Here is an 18,409-nt window from a genome sequence, read left to right as displayed (position 1 = left end):
CTGCCTCCTCCTCCGAGTAGCCCGTCATCTCCTCGAAACGCGGGTTGACGTACTCTATCCTTCCGTCCTCATCGGTTATGTAGATCGAGTGTCCCGCGTGTTCGATGGCTTTCCGAAACTCGTTGAGCTTCTCGTTTCTCTGTCTGAGAGCTTCCTGCATCTCCTCCTCCTGATCCGTGTATTCGAGGAGGTAGTAGACTATGATGACGGCTAATACGCTCACAACGAGACCCGGTAGCTCTGTCAACGACTGTGGCAGAAGATTGAGGTACGTCAGGATCTGACGCGTAGCCATGAGGGACAGCATCAGAGTGAGGTAGCCGAAACGCGAGTCGCCGACCTGGTAGAGGAGATAGACTGAGTAGACGACCCCGACGACCCGGAGCCCTATTGATCCGAGAAGAAACGCGTCCATGCGTCTGATTTAACTGTCTAAGTACAAGACAGTTTCGTCTGGGGTGGCTATATAACCCTAAATAATCCTATTATACAGCTTTATGCTGATTTCCGCCGATTCATACACGTCAGAATGGGCGTGAAACGGGTGAAAGGGACTGATACTGATACTGATACTCTTCGAGTACTCCACGTCGACAGCGACACGGAGTCTGTGAGAGGATTCGAGAGCTTCGTCGAGTCGAACGCCGACGGTATGGAGGTTCTAACAGCACACGCGGGATCGGAGGCTCTCGAACTACTCGGACACGGCGTCGACTGTGTCGTGAGCGGCTACACGTTGGACGGCGAAGACCGACTCGACGGCATAGGTCTTCTGAGACGTACTAGGGAGCTCTACCCCGATCTGCCATTCATACTCTTCACGGGAAGCGGCGACGAGGAGACAGCTAGCCGAGCAATAGACGCAGGTGTCACGGGTTACATACCCAAGAAGGAGACTGGCAGCAGCCAGTATGAGTTCCTCGCCAACAGGGTTAGAGACGCCGTCGGGAAGAGAAAAGCGGAGGAGGAGGCTTCACGTGAGAGGATGATAAACACGGTCGTGAGGGAGATAAATCAGATACTAGTCCGAGCTACCGACAGGGAAGAGATAGAGACGAAGGTCTGTGACTACTTCTCCGACTGGGAGGGCTCCGACTCGGTCTGGGTACACAGATCGAGTAGAGTCTCGGGGTCGGACGAAGACAGATTCAACCTTACATCTGCGGCGGACGGCGGCGGCTCGGTGGCGTTCTCTCCCGAGCGACTCGCGAGACACGGCTATGACTCGGGTTACAGCTACGAGGAAGCCGTCGAGACTGCAGTCGAGAGTGACGAGGGCGTCGAGACCGTCGAGACGTATCTGCCCCTGCCGCGAGTCTCCAGACGCGCGTCGGAAACAGAGATGGACACAGATGTAGACACAGACGTAGACGTAGATACCCGACGAGAACCCGAGGGCTCGTTGACTGTGATACCTATTACCTACGGAGACAGCCTCTACGGTGTCTTAAGCATCTGGTCGGACGACCCTGACGGCTTCAGGAGGAAGGAGAGGAAGATGCTCGGACAGCTAGGGAAAGACATAGGCGGTGCGATAGACTCGGTCGAACTCAGAGACGACCTGAGGAGGTTCAAACGCGCAGTAGACAGCGCGGGTCTGTCAGTTCTGATAACCGACGACGAGGGTGTGATCGAGTACGTCAACCCGCGTTTCGAGGAGATGACGGGCTACTCGGAGGAGGAGGCAGTCGGAGAGACACCCGAGATACTCAAGTCAGGGAAGCAGGACGAGAAGTACTACGACAGACTCTGGAGAACTCTGAGGGAGGGAGAGGTGTGGGAGGAGAAGATAATCAACCGCAGGAAAGACGGCAGGCTGTATACGGCTTACCAGACGATAGCACCCGTCGAGAATGACGAGGGCGAGATATCCAAGTTCGTCGCGGTTCAGTCAGACATCACAAAGAGAGAGATGCGTGAACAGCGTCTCGAAGTCCTCCACAGGGTACTCCGACACAACCTGCGTAACTCGCTCAACCTCATAAAGGGAAACGCCGAGATACTCCTCGACGAGATCGATGACGACTACTGTGAGGAGAAGATCGCCGAGATCTCCGAGAGTGCCGACAGACTCGTGGGTCTGAGCGACGAGACGGAGAAGATCAACGACACAGTCGAGTTCGTGAGAAACGCCGAGACAGACACGAGACGTGTCTCCGAGATAGTCGACGAGGTCGTCGGAGACGTGTGCGAGAGGTATCCCGAAGTCGACGTGTCGGTCGAGTGCTCCGACGACGTCGCGGAGAGACGTCTCCCCGTAGTCGTAGGATCGGCTGTCAAGGAGGTAGTCGAGAACGGAGTCTTACACAACGACTCCGAGAGACCGTGTGTCGGAGTCGAAGTCTCAGAGGACGAAGGGGACAGGGTCAGGATAGAGGTAGAAGACGACGCCGGCGGGGTTCCCGAGTACGAGAAGGAGGTTCTCAGAAACGGCGAGGAGACTAGCCTTCTACACGGAAGCGGTCTCGGACTCTGGCTAGTCCACTGGTCGGTGGTCAACTCGGGAGGGAAGACAGAGATAGAGGAAACCGGTGAGGAGAAGACCGACGGAACCGGAACGTGTGTCAGGATATGTCTCCCGACTAGCACTACCTCGTGAGTCTACTCCGTCTCTGTCTCAGTATCGGTCTCTGTCTCGGTATTGGTATCGGTATCGGCTTTCCTGTCCTCAGCCGTCTCGGACGCCTCGGATAGTTCGTCGAAGAGACGCATCGCCTCGTCTTCTATTCCGTAGACACCGCCGAAGCTCTCGGGGCTTCCCTCGGTTCGAGTGACCTTACGTATAACCTCCGAGACCGTCTCGTACCTGTCGCCCAACAGGTCGCCCACGAGACCCGGGAGACCGGCTCTGTCGGCTAGCTCCTCGGCGGCGTCGCCTCCGGCGTACACTGTCGCCTCGTCGGAGTCGACGAGAAAGAGGACGAAAGGCGTCTCGCCGAACTCGGCTTCGAGGAACCACTGAGCCTCGTCGTCGTACCACGAGACAGCACCGACGTCTTCGAGTCTTTCGAGAGCCTTCGAGGCTGTCGAACAGAAGGCACAGTCACCGTCGTATATCACGACAGAAGTCGGGTTCATGGCTGAGTAGGATAAAGATAGACGGAGAAGACGTATAAGAGAACCGCCGCCACCAGGGCTCGAACCTGGGACTACCTCGTTAACAGCGAGGTGCTCTACCAGCTGAGCTATGGCGGCTCGGGATCACTCCCTCGTCACATTACAGTCTTTGTCGCGCCTCTTTTTAATACTTTCTTTATCAGTCTCACCGGGTCTGGGTCTCGGCTCGGACGGTGTTCGGGATTTCGCCTGCCTCGGGGGAGTCGGTTTCGGGCGATGCTTCGACCTCGACCGCGGATCTGTCGTGAGCCTTGGCTATAATCTCGTCACGTGCCCTGAACTCGACACGGATCACGTCTTCGTACTCGACGTCTAAGACCTCGGCGTTGTCGTAGAGCCACGACACAGTGCTCATTCCGTCGCTGTTCATCGGGAGAGAGACCTCTGTCTCGTCCCAGTCGGGAAGCTCGTCCTTTACCCTCGAAACCACCTCGTCGAGCCCTTCCCCCTCTCTCGCACTCACGACGACGGGCTCGGGTGTGAGGTACTCGACCTCACGTATCTTTGTCTCAAGCTCCTCGTCGGAGACTAAGTCGGACTTGTTGAAGACAGTGACTATCGGAGCCTCTACCCTGTCCCAGAGTGTGTCGTGTGAGGTCACGAGCTTCTCGCGCATCTCCTCGACGGGGTCGCTGACATCGACGACTAGGAGGACGAGGTCTGCGAGGTAGACTTCGTCGAGTGTACTCTTGAAGCTGTCTACGAGCCAGTGGGGTAGGTCGCTTATGAATCCGACGGTGTCGCTCAGAAGGACGTCCCTGCCGGGAACCTCCATCTTCCTCGTAGTCGTTCCGAGCGTCGTGAAGAGACGGTTCTCCGACTTCGCGGTCTCGTCTATGTCGGGATGGCTCTCGTTCTCGTCGGGGTCGACCTCGGCGAGCTTCGACATCAGAGTCGACTTGCCGGCGTTGGTGTATCCCGCGAGGGCGACGAGTTCGAACCCCGAGTCACGTCTCTCACGTCTCCACGCCTCTTCCTTGTCGGCGAGAGAGTCGAGTTCGTCACGTATCCTCGATATCCTGTCCTTTATGTCGCTCTTACGTTTCTCGTCGTACTCTCCGAGACCCATGAAACCCGGCTTCTCGTCACGTTTGGCGAGCGAAGTCTTGGCGTCCGCCCTCGGAAGCTCGTACCTGAGCTCCGCGAGTTCGACCTGGAGCTGAGCCTTACGGCTTCCCGCTCTCTGTCCGAATATCTCAAGTATGAGTGTGAAACGGTCTATGACCTCGGCGTCTATCACGTTTCCGAGGTTATAGACCTGGTAAGGACCGAGTTGATTGTCGAATATTACCTTGTCGGCTTCCTCAGCCCTCACGAGACGGCTGACCTCGTCTGCCTTGCCGCGTCCTATCTGGTACGCGGGGTCCTGTTTCCTCGACTGTGTAACCTCGCCGACTATCTCGTACCCCGCTGACTCGGCGAGTTCACGTATCTCGGTCGTGTCAGCCTTCTCGCCCGAGCCGACGCGTTTTACGGTTACTGCCTTATCCTTTCGGTCTCTCATGCTTAGTGTTGGAGTCTGTGTACTCAATCAGAAGCTTCCTGCCGCCGTAAGCGGCGTGGTGGGCTATCCCCACCGCCTTACGTTCACTTATGGTTTCTATGTACTTAAACGACCTGCCGCCCCGGAGTCTTAGGGCACCCTCGACGACCCAGTCTGGCTTGTTGTAGAACTCACCCTCCTCGGCGACGACAGTAGAGACGTCGTCTCTCATCTTCGCAACCGTGTCACTTACCGTCTCAACTATGACGTCGAAACCCGGCTTCTCAGAAGTGTCTACGACCGAGTACTCTATCTCGTTGACCTCATCTACCGAGTCCGAGGTCAGATCGACTGAGACCGAGGCACAGACCATGAGATACCTTCCTTCTCTTTCGTGTCTGCCGCTTATGTCGACGGCGACACGTCTCGACCTCCTATTCTTGTCCGAAGCCGGTGACGACGAGGGGATTCTTTCACGCACCCCCTTGTGTGGTTAATCCCATCACTGGTACGTTACCTTTTGACATACAGTAACGGTGATACCGACAAAAATCTAACTATAGGAACCCGGGTGTTTTTGGGAGTACCCGACGAATAAGGCTGTAGATGTGGAGACCAGAGATACCCGACATTATCAGAAAGGTCGGCGGGTCTTACACCGCACTCGTCGTCGCAGCCTTACTTCTGGGTCTGGTTATATCGCCCGTCGTCTCGGGCTGGCTTACTACGGAGGGCGAGGTCGCAGTCGTTCCCCTTGAAGGTAGCATAGACGGCAGTACTGCGACTACGGTGACCCGGATGCTCGAAGACGCTAGACAAGACCCCAGCGTCAAGGCTGTGGTACTCAGGGTCAACAGCCCCGGTGGCTCGGCGTCGGCGAGCGAGACGATCTACCTCGAAGTCATGAAGACGGCGGACGAGATGCCCGTGGTTACGAGTGTCGACTCGTCGGCTGCGTCGGGAGCCTACTACTCGTCTCTCCCGAGTGATGAAATATATGTAAAGCCTTCGTCTTTCGTCGGGAGCGTCGGCGTCGTGATGCAGATGCCACAGAACCCCGGGTCGGTAGAGGGCATCATAACCACGGGTCCCAACAAGCTCAACGCGGGGGATGAGAGGGACTGGTACTACCGTATAGAGACAGCGAAGAGGGCTTTCGTGGGGTCGGTGATGGAACACAGGGGCGACGATCTAAACATAACGAGAGAGGAGGTCGAGTACGCTAAGCTATACTCGGGACCTACGGCTGTTGAGAACGGAATCGCCGACGAGATAGGTGGCTTGGACGCCGCAGTAGAAAAGGCGGCAGAGTTAGCGGGAATGGAGAGCTACTCCGTGACACGTATGAGACGCGACGGGATAGTGCGTTTCATCTCGCGTTCCAACTACGTCGCCTCCGATGCTTCCGAGAAGAAGCTCGTCGACCCTTCCTACATAACCGGAGTCGACACCCGAACCGAGTTTCCCAACCCCGTTATGCTCCCACCCGAGTTGGTCTCCGAGAACTCGACACGGAGACCAGACACGACACGCGACAGGGAGGTGGTAAGTAATGTCACGAGGTAACGGCGAGGAGACTCAGATCGCTAAGAGAGTCGTCGTCTTCGTGGGAATAGTACTCGCTGTCGTGATGGCTTCAGGAGTCTCGACGTACCTCGGAACAGGGTCGGGTTCGGATATAGATATATCCGAGACAGACGTCTACAACACGTCGGATCTGACACCGGAGAGGCTACAGCCGTCGGGGAGGACAGACGTCAACCTCAGTTCCGACACGGGGATCGTAGCGGTCGACCTATCACACTCGAACCGTGTAACACGCGACGGGATCGAGTCTCTCGTCTCTACGGTCACCGAGACGGGATACGAGGTCGAGTACCTCAATGAAAGAAGGAATCTGGGCGAGACACTCAGCCGGGCAGACGCCTTCGTTGTTGCCGACCCCGGGAGGAGTTACTCCGAGCGTGAGATTAACGCAGTCGAGTCCTTCGTCGACGACGGCGGACGTCTTCTCCTTCTCGGCGAACCTTCGGGCTCACGTCTCGGAGTCCTAGGAACTACGTCGGAGGAGAGCTACATCAACCCGTTGGCTTCGAGGTTCGGTCTGAGGTTCGGCTCCGACTACCTCTACAACATGGAGTCTGACGCGACCGACGGCAACTACAAGAACGTCCTCGCCTCGGGACGTGCAGGCTCCGACATCGCCGACGGAGTCAACCGTATCTCCATCTACACAGCCACCCACATCTCGTCGGCAAGTGGTGTCACAGTAGCAACTGCGGTTCCGGGAACCAGGAGATCGGGCGGCGACTCACCGGGAGCTTACTCGGTCTCAGTTGTCAACGGCAACGTCTTAGGAGTGGGGGACACGACCTTCCTCGAAGGAGGTAAGTACAACGTCGCCGACAACGAGGTTCTGATCTCGAACATAGCCGAGTTCCTCGTGAGTGGAGACAGAAGACGCGACCTCCTTGACTACCCCTACGTAGTCGGCGACGACGCCACAGTAAGGTATACGTCCCATTCGCTCGCCTCCGCGTCGGTGAGCATCAGACGTGACCTCAAGGACGCGGGACGCAGGTCTTTTGCGGTCTACGGTGAGAGTCCGACGCCGTCGAACACAGACGTCCTCGTGACGACGTACGGCTTCCTGCGCGGAAAGAAAATCGACACCGATGTCCCCTCGGAGTTCGTCGAGTCGCCGTTACAGGGAAGTGACACAGTGGTCGTTACGGCTCCCGACACGGGATACGACCTCGTCGTAGCGGGCGACACCCCCGAAAACGTCCGAACCGTGGCACGTAATCTGCCTACGAAGATAGACGCGTACGCAGTCACCGACTCCAGAGCCGTGATACCCGTCTCGGAGGCGGAGTCCGATACAGAAGCCGCCTCCAACTCGTCGTCGTAACCCGAGTACCCAGATATTTATGCGAGTAGATCCAAGGTTACTCCATGTCAGGATCTGAGGGAGGCGAGGCTATCCGACACCGGGTTGACGGTGAGAGTCTCGTGGATGAGATAGGGGTGGACAGACAGGAGATCGAGTGGAGAAAGGATTACACGGGATTTACGAGAGAGGACGAGCGCCGTCTCAAAGAGATGTCACACGTCTTCGAGGAGATACAGGACGACCTCGTCGAGGAGTTCTACGGACATCTCCAGGATTACTCCGAGACTAAGGAGATCCTCTCGAAGTCGACGAGAACAGTCGAACAGCTTAAACGGACACAGAAGGAGTACCTCGTCGATCTCGGAAGCGGAGAGTACGGTAAGGGTTACTTCGAGGACAGGGCACGTATAGGAAAGATCCACGACATACTCGACCTCGGTCCCAAGATCTACCTCGGGGCTTACTCTATGTACTACGAAGGCGTACTAGAAGCCATAGCCGAGGACGTCAAAGACGAGTACACGGAGAACGAGGAGATGACAGACGGAGGTGGCGTCGGTGTCACAGACAAGGAGCGAGGTATGGCTCCGACCCGATCCACCGAATCACCGAAGGAGACACCGACGGATACGGCTACCGAGACCGGAACCCGAACCGAAACCGGAACCGAGACAGACGACGAGGAAGGGTCGGTTCTACACAGGGCGGCGTCGAAGGTCTCTTCCTTCCTTGGATTTGGCTCCTCAGCTGAGTCAGAGACTCAGACACGAGCCGACGACGAGACGGAGACGACAGCCACAGACGGTGGCACCCGTACGTCCGAAGCTGCCTCACAACCTCCGTCTTCCCAGGTCACCTCCCAGGACGTCGAGGACGCAGTCGACGAGACAGTCGAGAGGGCTATGTCTTTTCTGCGTCTCGCCAACCTCGACCAGCAGATGGCGATGGACACCTACATACATTCGTACAGTCAGAAGATGGAGGAGGTAGAGAGACGCAAGGAGGTTTCGTCACAGATAGAGCGGTCGATAGACGACCTCCAGAGGACTTCCGAGGGTGTCTCCGACAGCTCCCAGGAGATAAGTCAGCTTGCCGACGAACAGTCGGAGTCGATAGAACAGATATCGTCGGAGATCTCGAACTTGAGTGCGACTGTCGAGGAGATCGCTTCGAGCGCGAACCAGGTCAACGCCAAGAGCGAGGAAGCCGAGGATCTCGCCGAGGACGGTCAGGAGTCGGCTAAGAAGGCGGTAGAGACTATGGCGAACGTCGAGGACGCAGCGAACGAGGTCTCGGAGGACGTCTACCGTCTCCGCGAGAACGTCGAGGAGATAGACGAGATCGTAGACGTCATAAACGACATAGCAGACCAGACTAACCTCCTCGCACTCAACGCGAGCATAGAGGCTGCGAGGGCGGGAGAGGCGGGCGACGGATTCGCTGTCGTCGCCGACGAGGTCAAGGATCTCGCCGAACAGTCGCAGGAACGTGCGACAGAGATAGAGAAGATAGTCAACGAGATACAGGAGAACACAGAGGAGACAGTCGAGAGCCTTGACACTGCCAACGAGGAGATCTCTGAGGGCGTCGAGATGGTTGAGGACGCCGGAGACAGTCTCGGACAGATAGCAGACGCCGTCCGTGAGGCGTCACAGGGAATGAACGAGGTCGCCGACGCCACCGACGACCAGGCGGCTTCGACAGAGGAGGTCGCTAGCATGATAGATGAGGCGGCTGAGAAGGCGGATCAGGTCGCCGACGAGATAAAGGACATAGCGGCGTCGAACCAGGAACAGACATCGAGGGTCAACGAGATCGGCGAGGCTGTCGAGAACCTAAACACCAACACCGACACCGACACGACGGATAGGAGAAGTCAGGCTGACTAACCCAGACCCCCGACTCTCGACCGAGTCAGGAAAGATTTTTTATTCCGACACCGATACTCAACCCGGAATGGACAGTATCATCAGTATAAAGGAGATGTCGAGAGCCGAGATAGAGTCGGTTCTCGAAAGGGCTTCTGAGATCGAAGGATCGGGTTCGGAACTCTCCGAAAAGGTTCTGGCACTTCTCTTCTTCGAGCCGTCGACACGTACACGTATGAGCTTCGACACCGCCGTAAAACGTCTCGGAGGAAGGAGTATCGACCTCGGAAGCGTCGAGTCAAGCAGTGTGAAGAAGGGCGAGACGCTCGCAGACACCGTGAGGGTCATAGAGGGATACGCCGACGCGATAGTCATACGCCATCCCAAGGAGGGATCGGCACGTCTCGCCTCGGAGTTCGTAGACGTCCCTGTTATAAACGCGGGCGACGGCACGGGTCAGCATCCGACACAGACACTTCTCGACCTCTACACCATGAGACAGAACTCGGGTCTCGAAGATCTCACGGTGGGTATACTCGGGGATCTCAAGTACGGCAGGACTGTACACTCTCTCGCTCTCGCTCTCACGAAGTTCGACGTCACCATGAAGTTCATATCACCTCCCCAGCTACGTCTCCCAGAGAGAGTGCGTTTCGACCTCGATAACTCCGACGCTGACTTCGAGGAGACCGAGAGCCTCGAAGGTGTCATAGACGAACTCGACGTCCTCTACGCGACGAGGATACAGGAAGAGAGGTTCCCAGACGAGTCGGAGTACAGGAAGGTCTCGGACTCGTACCAGATAACACCTGAGACCCTAGAGTCCGCTAAGGACGGACTCGGTCTGATGCATCCTCTCCCGCGTGTCGACGAGATAACCCCCGAGGTCGACTCGATGCCACAGGCGAAGTACTTCGAACAGGCACATAACGGAGTCGAGGTCAGAATGGCTATACTCGACTTAGTCTTAGGAGGTGACTGAGATGGAGGAACTCAGGATAAGTCCGATACGTAACGGAACCGTGATCGACCACATACCACAGGGACAGTCTATCGATGTCCTGCGTATACTTGGAATAGACGAGTCGACACGTGACACCGTGAGCGTAGCGATGAACGTCCCGAGCGAGGAGATGGAGAAGAAAGACATAGTCAAGGTCGAGGGAAGGGAGATAGAGGAGGACGAGGCTGCTATAATCGCGCTGATCGCTCCCGATGTGACTGTAAACATGATACGTGACTACGATGTCGTAGAGAAGTACGAGGTCTCTATGCCCGACGAGATAGTAGGGATACTCGACTGTCCCAACCCCAACTGTATAACAAACACCGACGAGCCCGTAGAGACGCGTTTCGACGTCGTAGTTCCGTCGGAGTCGGAGTCAGCCGAGCTACAGTGCCATTACTGCGAGACGGTCGTCAAGGGCGACGTCACAGATCTACTCAGAGGATCAGGCTCGTAGGTCATAGGTAGAAAGGGTCCGAACAGTCGGCTAAGACGCCGCAGTTGGGACAGAGTATCTTACAGTGTCTGGTTCTCAGCTCCTCCTCACATATAGGACAGACGTTCATACTCGTGTTAGTCATGGAACGGCTCGGACACAGTTCGTACTCTTCCTCCCTAAATCCTGTCCTACCTACCGATCTCCGTCGCCACAACTCCTAAGACGGAGTATGACGCTAATCTATCTAAGTCAAGATGACACGACACTGCCGGCGTCACACAAACACAAAGGGCGTGAGTATCGAGGACGACGAGATACGTATCAGGGGTATAGGACCGTTTCCCGACGTCAGGATTCAGAAGCCCTCGGAGATAAGTATAGATCCCTCTGAGAGCTTCGAGACTCTGTCGAGGCTCCCGGGAGTCGAGTTCGAGACGTCTAAGACTGTCTCGAAGGAATCGACAAGCCAGGGAGATACGACTCAGATAGAGGTCACCGATCCCGATGAGACAGAGGACGGCTAACTCAGTGTACTGTAACCGTCGAAGACGCCACAGACGACGTCACTGAGCCAGAAACCTGTCGACTGAGACGTTGAGTAGGTCGACGTAACGCCTGACTAGGAAGACTGCGTCCATTATCTCCTGTTGACCCGAGTCCTCGTAGAGACGTCTTGCGACTCTTATCTCCCTCGCCTCGTCGAAGGTGACTGGCTGCCCTAACTCGTCGACAAAGTGACGCGTCACGGGCTGTCCACAGACTACCTCGGAGATCCTCTCGTAGAGTGCCTCCCTGTCGGGCGTAGACAGGCTGTCGAACCCCCTCCAGTCTTCGATCTCGACACGTCCCGAGACGACTATCCGTTCCTCCTCGGGTATTCCCGTAACGGAGACAGCGGTGTTCTGTAGCCAGCAGTTTATCTGGAAGACGTCGTCGTCGGAGGTCACCGTCTCGACCTCGTTGAACGCGGCGTCGTCTATCATACCCCTCACAGTTGTCAGGTCTATTGGGACGTCTTCGTCCTCCGTGTCGGAGCCGTTATCAGTCTCAGTGTCTCTCTCAGTGTCGGACGCCATTAAGACGTCTATTGTTGTTCGGGTTTATATTAAGGACGATACTTTTCTCCCTGAACTCAGACGTCGCGTTCCTCGGAATCCGTGCTATTGCTGTCTTCCGCACCGAGATCGACGACGCCTCCGAGAGTGGCTAGCTTGGCTGTGTGGGTCTCACATACGTAGTTTCCCTCACAGTCATCACAGTCGTCTATCTCGTCCTCTATGCGATCCGCCTCGGACAGAAGACTGTCGAAGTTGGTGTCGGTGTCGGTGTCAGTGTCGGTGTCAGTGTCAGTCATACCCGGTATAAGTCACGCACTCTAATACTTTTACCGTACTGAGACCATACTTCATCCAAACGACTCTATCTTAGCTTCGTCTAAGCCGTATCCAGCGTCTTCGAGAGCTCGGCGCGCCTTCTCCACGAACTCCTCGAAGCCGTAGACGAAGACCTGGCTTCCCGACCCGACGGCGTCCGAGACTGCGTCCTCGAATCCGGCGTCAGTCTCGACGTAGATGACTCTCCCCTCCTCGTCGGCGTCGACTGCGTCGAGCCTGTCACGGTGGACGGGCTCGTCGTCGTAGTAGACCACAGTAGCCGAACCGCCGTCGTCGACTGCCCTATCGGCTACACCGACTGCGGGACCTACGCCGGGACCTCCGGCTAAGACGACGACTTCCTCCTCTCCCTCGTAGTAGCTACTGCCGTAAGGACCCTCGACCGAGACGGAGACCGAGTCCCCCGGAGCCGAAAGGTAAGGACTCAGATCTCCCTCGGGGTCGACCTCGACAGTCGTCTCGAAGCTCTCGGTGACATACGGTGACGAGATAGTGTAGTAACGTGAGACTTCTTCGCCGTCTATCTCAGCCGATATCTCGACGAACTGACCCGGCGACGCCGACTCCGAGAGTTCGGCTGGTGACTCTATTTCGAGACTGACTGTGTCTTCTCCGACGTCTTCGACTGATAGGACTCTGTAATCTGACATTGAGTTAGTCTTCGGCTGGTCTCTGTATATGCCTTCTCCTCTGTTCTCCGGAAGTTATATCCGACCACGACGGCTAGACGACTCCGTGACACGACAAGACGAGGCTCTGTGTTTTGACATGTACGGAACCCTGTGTGACACTTCGAGCGTCAGGGAGGAGATATCTGACGTGTTTGGTATCACCGAGAGCTTCGGAGCCTCGGTAGACGAGCTCTGGAGACGCAAACAGCTCCAGTACTCGTACCAGTCCGCCCAGATGGGAGAGTACGAGACCTTCTGGGAGATTACGTCGAAGGCTCTCGACTACTCAGTCGACTTCTACTCACTCGACGCATCCTCCGACGAGACAGAACGTCTGATGGAGGCGTACGACAGTCTCGACCCTTTCCCCGACAGCTTAGATGCTCTCGACTCACTCTCCGACGGCTACAGACTCGCGGTACTCTCGAACGGAAACCCCGATATGCTCGAAAGACTCGCCGAGAACACGGGGATAGACGGCTACGTGGACGACATAATAAGTGCCGACGAGGTCTCTGACTTCAAGCCGTCGCCCGTCGTCTACGAGAACGCCGCGGATAGACTCGACAGGCAGATAGGTAACTGCCGTCTCGTGTCGTCGAACGCGTGGGACATAGCAGGAGCCTCACAGGCGGGTATGGCGACGGCTTGGGTAAACAGGAAGACGGAGCCCGAGGAGAGGGTTGGCGGAGAGCCGGATCTTGTCGTCGAGAGCCTCTCGGATCTGGCGGAGGAGCTAACTTCTTGAGTCTGGGGTCAAAGAGAGAAGAATGAGAAGAGACGGATCTGAGACAGTCACAGAGACTGAGGCGGACTTGAACTCGGTTCAGATCGCGGCTGTGTCGGTAGTCCTCCTAGTGTTCGTGGCTGGAGTCTTCGGGTTCGTGTTTTTGATGGGAGACAGCCGAGACTCCGGTGAGACTCAAGTCCGACTCACCGCCGACTTCCGGATGGTCGAGACCGACAACGGAACACGTGTCATCCTACAGTCGACAAACGCCGAAGTCGTCTATCTCGCCGAGGTGGGTGGTGGGAAGATAAGCGGAACCGAGATGTACGACGAAGGCGACACCGTGACTACGGAAAGAAACCAGTTCGACGTAGTCGCTAAGTCGGGAAACCGGAGTAGGGTCGTGAGAACAGTCACGGGCGGTGTGACTCCGGTCGGGTGATCAAGCCTTTCTGAGTCTGACCTTGAAGACGGCTCCCTCGGGTTCGTTGTCCTCTATCCAGACGTCGCCGCCGTATTCTTCTACGAGTATACTCACGAGATACAGACCGATTCCTGTACCCTCGCTCTCAGGTCCTTTCTCCCCCTCGCCGAAGACTGTCTTCTTCTGGTCGTCGGGTATCCCTGGACCGTTGTCTGCGACAGAGACGACTACTTCCTCGTCTTTCTCCTCAGCGGAGACCTCGATCCTCGGAGTCTCCTTGTCGTTGTGCTGTACTGCGTTGTTGAGGAGGTTTCTGAAGACTGTCGAGACGAGACTGTTGGCTATGACCTCGGTGTCGGGTATCTCAGCCGTCTCGAAGACAGCCTTCTCGTATACCTCCTTACTCTTCTCGACCTCCTGGATCAGGCTCTCGCCGAGGTCTATCTCGGAGGTCTGAGAGTTGCCCATAGCCTCGACGAAGTCTCTTGCGTTCTTAGTGAGGTCAACCGTGTGTCTCGCAGCGTTGAGAGTCCTGCGGAGATACTCCTCGCCTTCTTCGTCGACGTGGTCTCTCAGGATATCCCCCCAGCCGAGTATGAGGTTCATGTCGTTACGTATGTCGTGGCGAGTGATTCTGTTGAGAACCGTAAGCTGTCTGTTCTTGTTCTCAATCTCCGTCTCGTACTCCTTGTAGTCGGTTATGTCACGGAGTGATGCCGCGACTCCACGCACTTCGCCGTCGTCTCCTTCCCACAGAGGATAGTACTGGATATGGAAGAAACTCCCGTGGCGTTCCATCTCGTACTCAACGTGGTTTCCCTCGAAAGCACTGTCGACGTCTTCTATTATTTCGTCGTATATCCCGTCGCCGACGATCTCTCTGAGACTTTCCCCCTCTACCGCAGCCGGTGAGGAAACTGAGGTGTGTGTCTCGACGTATCTCCGGTTGGCGAAGATATACCTGTAGTCGGTATCGACAGCCGCTATGAGATCCTCCGAAAGCTCTATCACCCTCCTGTAGGTATCGAGACGTAGCTCACGTTCCTTCGTGAGCGTAACGTCCTGTATCGAACCTCTCATCAGAACCTCCTCTCCTGCGTGAGTCTCGGCTTCGGGCTCCGACGGCTTGCCTATTACACGTATCCATTTCTCGTCTCTACCGTCGGATTCTGAGGCGTTCGAACGGACGGTTAGGTCGAACTCCGACATGTTGACCAAGCCGTCTCTTATCTCTTCTCTGTCTTCGGGATGCACGAATCCGAGAGCTTCCTCGGCATCGACTTCGAGATCCGTCCCAGTCTCGCCGCCGTCGTCGACGGAGACCGGGTCACAGCAGATACGTCTGGCTCCCTGAGTCCATCTTATCTTTCCCTCTATTCCCGACTCGTCGGCACTGTGGACGTACTCCCAGCCTCCGGTGTCGGCTGTCGTCTCTGTAATCGATAGGAACTCGCTCTTCCGCTCCGTCTCCTGACGTGTCCGTATCGCGTTGAGACCGAAGCCTATGTCCTCGCCTATCTCCCTCAGAAGCTCCTTTTCGTCATTGTCGAAGGCGAACTTCCTGTCGGCGTAGATATTGAGAGTACCGTAGAGCTCTCCGGAGTAGACCGCTGGGACTGACGCGCTCGATCTGTATCCACGTTCGAGAGCCTGTTCCCGCCAAGGCTCGTAACTCGGGTCCTCGGGTATGTTCTGCATCACCTCGACCTCCCTGTTCCGGACTGTGCGTCCCGTAGGACCCTTCGACGTCTCGCCGTCTACCTTTATCTCTATCTCGTCGAGGTATCCAGCCTCTACGCCGGCGTACTCGGTCGGAACCACCGTCCGGGTCTCGTCGTCGTACTCGCCGAACCACGCGAAGACGTACGGCTCCGACTCGGCTATCACCTCACATACCCTCTGTTTCAGGCTCTCGTGTGTCGACGACCTGGTCACAGCGCGGTTTATCTCACGTATGACTTCGAGTACTCTACGGCGTTCCCTCTCTTCTTCGACGGCGCGTCTGTGTTCGACTGTCTCCTCTATCCTCTTAACGAGGAGGTCGAGTACGTCGTCGGAGTCAGCTCTACTCTTCTCGACGTACTCGGTGAGACTGTAGCCGAGTACCTCCGAAGCGACCGAGTGGTCGAGGTCTGTGTAGAAGACAAAAGGAGTCTGGGGTATGTGATCACGGAGCCTGTTCATCAGATCGACCCCGGTGATGTCTCCAAGTTGGTACTCGGTGACCACACAGTCGATCTCAGTGCCACGCCTTTCGACCCACGCGCGAGCCTCGTCGACCGTAGAAGCCGTGAAAACGTCGAACCCCTCCTGAGTAAGGTAATCCGAGGTTTTTGTGACTGTGTCGGAGGAGGGATCTAAGACGAGAAGACGGAGACCCGGAGTCGTTGTCATTATATTACGTGTCTCACAAGCGTGGTGCTTTCTCAAAACTCTTGTCCCTGTCGAGCCAACACAAGCCGGACAGCCTTAAGACGATACCCGACGTAGAGTCTCCGATGTCCGACGACGAGATACCCGACCACGTCTTCGAGAGCCACAGTGACTCCCCAGACTGTGAGATCTGTGGCAGGGACGTAGAGACCGAGGTACACCATCTCACACCGAAGGACAGGAAGAGCTCCGAGACCGCAGACGTCTGTGAGGCGTGCCACCGACAGATACACGCAGTCTTCACTAACCACGAGCTAAGACACGAGTACAACAGCCCCGAAGACATAAGAGAATCAGAGAGGATGTCGGAGTTCCTCGGCTGGATACGTCAGACCGACAAGACACGTATACAGGTCGACGAGAGCCGGAGGGTACGTGACTGGAGAGGCTGACGGTCTGTACTGTGTACATGTGTCAACACTACCCAAAGGTTAATAAGCTAGCCGCTGAGAATAATACTCAGTTGGAGTACATAACATAGGGGGAACATGTCATTCGACTCAGAGGTGGGGTCGGGGTTAACCAGCGACACGGGGTCAGAACAGTGTCAAGACTCGGACAGATACTTCTTCGAGACGTCTTCGGTGTACGAGGCTTCGGTAGTTGGAACTGGGATTCTTCTTTTCACAGGCTATCTCTACGAGGAGAGCTCGGTTATAGCCGGAGTCGGCTCGACCTCTTTCGTCTCTCGTTTCTTCTTCGTCGTCCTTCCGATGTTCTCGGCACTTCTTGGCTCTGTGGCACTCGCGTATAAGCTACGGTACTCCGACCTCGCGGTGCCGTGTAAGAGACGTGTGGTGTCGTGGATGGTCTTCGGAGGCTTGGCTGGCGTAGTAACTGCGGGGGTCATACTCTTACAGAACAACGTACTGGGCGGCTTCTCGGCAAATCCTCTCAACACGGTTCTTCTAGTCTCCGAGGCGGGGATGGTAGCCGGCACAGCCGTGGGAGTCTACAACGCCAGAAACATCACGAGCCTCGAAAAGCTCAGAGACAGGAGACAGAGTCTGGAGAAGTACAGGAAGGTCTTCGAGAGCACCGAGAACCCCGTCGTAATTACTGACACGTCGCCCGAGATAGTCGAGGTCAACGACGCCTACGTCGAGAAGTTCGGCTATACACGTGACGAGCTCGTAGGGGAGAATCCCAGTATAGTTGGATCTCCCGAGACCCCCGACGAGACTTACGACGAGATGTGGGGGAAGCTAGACGATGGAGAGACGTGGTCCAACACGATTACTGACAGAGACAAGGACGGCAGACGTCTCCATCTCCATCTCACCGTAGTCCCGATACAAGTCGACAGACGGAGAATCGGCTACGCGGGAGTCTTCGCCGACGTGACCGAGATGGAGAGGATGACCCAGTCCCTCAAGGTCATAAACAGGGCACTGAGACACGACCTCCGTAACGACCTGAGTGTCGCACTCGGAAGGATAGGGATAGCTAAGAAACGGTCGTCCTCGGACGAGGTCACCGAGAGCCTCGAAGACGCCGAGGAGAAGCTTAAACGTATAAACAAGAAGGCGGATCAGGCGAGGGAAACGAGGAAGATACTCGAAGCCGAGCTATCCCCAGACGCCGAGGTCTGCTTGGAGGAGGTCTTAGACGACAGCATAGACAGGGTCAGAGACGAACCGAACCCCGACTCCGTCGAGGTAGAGGTAGAATGTCTCTACGGCGACTCCGAGACAGCCGTTAGAGGGATCGGACGGAGGTACGTACGTATGGCGTTCGAGGAGGTGATCGAGAACGCCGTCGAACACGCCACCGACAGGATCGAGGTCGGCGTGGAAAGGAACGAGGAGACTGCCGTCGTCTCGGTCGCCGACGACGGCTCCGGAGTTCCGGACAGAGCGAAGGAGGAAATATTCGGAAGACGTGAGATCGACGATCTCCGCCACGGCGAAGGGATGGGGCTATTCCTCGTGGACAGGATAGTAGAGAGGTC

The 18,409-nt window shown here is 56.4% G+C and carries 19 protein-coding genes and 1 tRNA gene; 11 read left to right on the top strand and 9 right to left on the bottom strand.

Features of this window, described 5'->3' with window-relative positions:
• Nucleotides 1-415, bottom strand: a 415-nt coding sequence (locus tag SV253_09040; GenBank protein ID MDY6776197.1) for a PAS domain S-box protein, incomplete at its 3' end; no start/stop codon positions are given.
• A gap of 114 nt (nt 416-529) precedes the next feature.
• On the opposite strand from SV253_09040, the gene SV253_09035 reads away from it, so the two are divergent.
• Nucleotides 530-2,599, top strand: a complete 2,070-nt coding sequence (locus tag SV253_09035) for a PAS domain S-box protein (GenBank protein MDY6776196.1) — start codon at nt 530-532, stop codon at nt 2,597-2,599.
• Nucleotides 2,600-2,601: 2 nt separating this feature from the next.
• On the opposite strand, the gene SV253_09030 is transcribed toward SV253_09035, so the two are convergent.
• The 4 genes from SV253_09030 to SV253_09015 form a co-directional block, all read right to left on the bottom strand.
• Nucleotides 2,602-3,078 (bottom strand): DUF393 domain-containing protein, encoded by a 477-nt coding sequence (locus tag SV253_09030; protein ID MDY6776195.1) that lies wholly within the window; start codon nt 3,076-3,078, stop codon nt 2,602-2,604.
• A 44-nt stretch (nt 3,079-3,122) separates the two neighbouring features.
• A tRNA-Asn gene (locus tag SV253_09025) sits at nt 3,123-3,195 on the bottom strand.
• A gap of 67 nt (nt 3,196-3,262) precedes the next feature.
• On the bottom strand, nt 3,263-4,621 hold the full coding sequence (gene hflX / locus SV253_09020; GenBank protein MDY6776194.1) for a GTPase HflX: 1,359 nt from the start codon (nt 4,619-4,621) through the stop codon (nt 3,263-3,265).
• Nucleotides 4,602-5,081 (bottom strand): DUF2209 family protein, encoded by a 480-nt coding sequence (locus tag SV253_09015; protein MDY6776193.1) that lies wholly within the window; start codon nt 5,079-5,081, stop codon nt 4,602-4,604. The genes hflX and SV253_09015 overlap by 20 nt, the downstream gene beginning before the upstream one ends.
• Nucleotides 5,082-5,206: 125 nt before the next feature.
• Here SV253_09015 and SV253_09010 point away from each other — a divergent pair, with 125 nt between their 5' ends.
• The 6 genes from SV253_09010 to SV253_08985 all read left to right on the top strand — a co-directional run bounded on the left by SV253_09010 (nt 5,207) and on the right by SV253_08985 (nt 11,330).
• Nucleotides 5,207-6,166 carry a S49 family peptidase gene (locus SV253_09010; protein ID MDY6776192.1) on the top strand — a complete coding sequence of 320 codons (960 nt, stop codon included), beginning with the start codon at nt 5,207-5,209 and terminating at the stop codon, nt 6,164-6,166.
• Nucleotides 6,153-7,511 carry a DUF4350 domain-containing protein gene (locus tag SV253_09005; GenBank protein MDY6776191.1) on the top strand — a complete coding sequence of 453 codons (1,359 nt, stop codon included), beginning with the start codon at nt 6,153-6,155 and terminating at the stop codon, nt 7,509-7,511. The genes SV253_09010 and SV253_09005 overlap by 14 nt, the downstream gene beginning before the upstream one ends.
• 44 nt (nt 7,512-7,555) lie before the next feature.
• Nucleotides 7,556-9,382 (top strand): methyl-accepting chemotaxis protein, encoded by a 1,827-nt coding sequence (locus tag SV253_09000; GenBank protein ID MDY6776190.1) that lies wholly within the window; start codon nt 7,556-7,558, stop codon nt 9,380-9,382.
• 67 nt (nt 9,383-9,449) lie between these two features.
• Nucleotides 9,450-10,343 (top strand): aspartate carbamoyltransferase, encoded by an 894-nt coding sequence (gene pyrB, locus SV253_08995; GenBank protein MDY6776189.1) that lies wholly within the window; start codon nt 9,450-9,452, stop codon nt 10,341-10,343.
• 1 nt (nt 10,344) lies between these two features.
• A complete protein-coding gene (pyrI, locus tag SV253_08990; GenBank protein MDY6776188.1) occupies nt 10,345-10,824 on the top strand; it encodes an aspartate carbamoyltransferase regulatory subunit in 480 nt (159 codons plus the stop codon).
• Nucleotides 10,825-11,060: 236 nt separating this feature from the next.
• Entirely contained in the window at nt 11,061-11,330 is a 270-nt protein-coding gene (locus SV253_08985; GenBank protein MDY6776187.1) for a hypothetical protein, read from the top strand.
• A 39-nt stretch (nt 11,331-11,369) separates the two neighbouring features.
• Here SV253_08985 and SV253_08980 read toward each other — a convergent pair whose 3' ends face one another.
• The 3 genes from SV253_08980 to SV253_08970 are packed head-to-tail and all read right to left on the bottom strand — an operon-like array spanning nt 11,370 to nt 12,850.
• Complete coding sequence (locus SV253_08980; GenBank protein MDY6776186.1) at nt 11,370-11,882, bottom strand: hypothetical protein; 513 nt, start codon at nt 11,880-11,882, stop codon at nt 11,370-11,372.
• Between the two features lie 56 nt (nt 11,883-11,938).
• Nucleotides 11,939-12,160, bottom strand: a complete 222-nt coding sequence (locus tag SV253_08975; protein MDY6776185.1) for a hypothetical protein — start codon at nt 12,158-12,160, stop codon at nt 11,939-11,941.
• Between the two features lie 51 nt (nt 12,161-12,211).
• Nucleotides 12,212-12,850 carry an FAD-binding oxidoreductase gene (locus SV253_08970; GenBank protein ID MDY6776184.1) on the bottom strand — a complete coding sequence of 213 codons (639 nt, stop codon included), beginning with the start codon at nt 12,848-12,850 and terminating at the stop codon, nt 12,212-12,214.
• An 85-nt stretch (nt 12,851-12,935) separates the two neighbouring features.
• Between SV253_08970 and SV253_08965 the strand changes: the two genes are divergently transcribed.
• Nucleotides 12,936-13,619 carry a haloacid dehalogenase type II gene (locus SV253_08965; GenBank protein ID MDY6776183.1) on the top strand — a complete coding sequence of 228 codons (684 nt, stop codon included), beginning with the start codon at nt 12,936-12,938 and terminating at the stop codon, nt 13,617-13,619.
• A 22-nt stretch (nt 13,620-13,641) separates the two neighbouring features.
• The gene (locus tag SV253_08960) at nt 13,642-14,043 is read left to right on the top strand and encodes a hypothetical protein (protein ID MDY6776182.1); all 402 of its coding nucleotides are present in this window, start codon (nt 13,642-13,644) and stop codon (nt 14,041-14,043) included.
• Here SV253_08960 and SV253_08955 read toward each other — a convergent pair whose 3' ends face one another.
• The gene (locus SV253_08955; GenBank protein ID MDY6776181.1) at nt 14,044-16,419 is read right to left on the bottom strand and encodes a GAF domain-containing protein; all 2,376 of its coding nucleotides are present in this window, start codon (nt 16,417-16,419) and stop codon (nt 14,044-14,046) included.
• Between the two features lie 104 nt (nt 16,420-16,523).
• On the opposite strand from SV253_08955, the gene SV253_08950 reads away from it, so the two are divergent.
• Both SV253_08950 and SV253_08945 read left to right on the top strand, forming a co-directional pair.
• A complete protein-coding gene (locus SV253_08950) occupies nt 16,524-16,850 on the top strand; it encodes a hypothetical protein (GenBank protein ID MDY6776180.1) in 327 nt (108 codons plus the stop codon).
• 96 nt (nt 16,851-16,946) lie between these two features.
• A partial coding sequence (locus tag SV253_08945; protein ID MDY6776179.1) for a PAS domain S-box protein occupies nt 16,947-18,409 on the top strand: 1,463 nt, incomplete at its 3' end.

Origin of the sequence: Candidatus Afararchaeum irisae (assembly GCA_034190545.1) — an archaeon.
Classification (GTDB): Archaea; Halobacteriota; Halobacteria; order Halobacteriales; family Afararchaeaceae; genus Afararchaeum; species Afararchaeum irisae.
This window is presented reverse-complemented; position numbering and strand designations above follow the sequence as displayed.

What these genes read in the sequence shown, in the direction of transcription:
- SV253_09035 (MDY6776196.1), top strand. Translation starts at nt 530, where the DNA reads ATGGGCGTGAAACGGGTGAAAGGGACTGATACTGATACTGATACTCTT.
- SV253_09030 (MDY6776195.1), bottom strand. Translation starts at nt 3,078, where the DNA reads ATGAACCCGACTTCTGTCGTGATATACGACGGTGACTGTGCCTTCTGT.
- hflX (MDY6776194.1), bottom strand. Translation starts at nt 4,621, where the DNA reads ATGAGAGACCGAAAGGATAAGGCAGTAACCGTAAAACGCGTCGGCTCG.
- SV253_09010 (MDY6776192.1), top strand. Translation starts at nt 5,207, where the DNA reads ATGTGGAGACCAGAGATACCCGACATTATCAGAAAGGTCGGCGGGTCT.
- SV253_09005 (MDY6776191.1), top strand. Translation starts at nt 6,153, where the DNA reads ATGTCACGAGGTAACGGCGAGGAGACTCAGATCGCTAAGAGAGTCGTC.
- SV253_09000 (MDY6776190.1), top strand. Translation starts at nt 7,556, where the DNA reads ATGTCAGGATCTGAGGGAGGCGAGGCTATCCGACACCGGGTTGACGGT.
- pyrB (MDY6776189.1), top strand. Translation starts at nt 9,450, where the DNA reads ATGGACAGTATCATCAGTATAAAGGAGATGTCGAGAGCCGAGATAGAG.
- pyrI (MDY6776188.1), top strand. Translation starts at nt 10,345, where the DNA reads ATGGAGGAACTCAGGATAAGTCCGATACGTAACGGAACCGTGATCGAC.
- SV253_08985 (MDY6776187.1), top strand. Translation starts at nt 11,061, where the DNA reads ATGACACGACACTGCCGGCGTCACACAAACACAAAGGGCGTGAGTATC.
- SV253_08980 (MDY6776186.1), bottom strand. Translation starts at nt 11,882, where the DNA reads ATGGCGTCCGACACTGAGAGAGACACTGAGACTGATAACGGCTCCGAC.
- SV253_08975 (MDY6776185.1), bottom strand. Translation starts at nt 12,160, where the DNA reads ATGACTGACACTGACACCGACACTGACACCGACACCGACACCAACTTC.
- SV253_08970 (MDY6776184.1), bottom strand. Translation starts at nt 12,850, where the DNA reads ATGTCAGATTACAGAGTCCTATCAGTCGAAGACGTCGGAGAAGACACA.
- SV253_08960 (MDY6776182.1), top strand. Translation starts at nt 13,642, where the DNA reads ATGAGAAGAGACGGATCTGAGACAGTCACAGAGACTGAGGCGGACTTG.
- SV253_08955 (MDY6776181.1), bottom strand. Translation starts at nt 16,419, where the DNA reads ATGACAACGACTCCGGGTCTCCGTCTTCTCGTCTTAGATCCCTCCTCC.
- SV253_08950 (MDY6776180.1), top strand. Translation starts at nt 16,524, where the DNA reads ATGTCCGACGACGAGATACCCGACCACGTCTTCGAGAGCCACAGTGAC.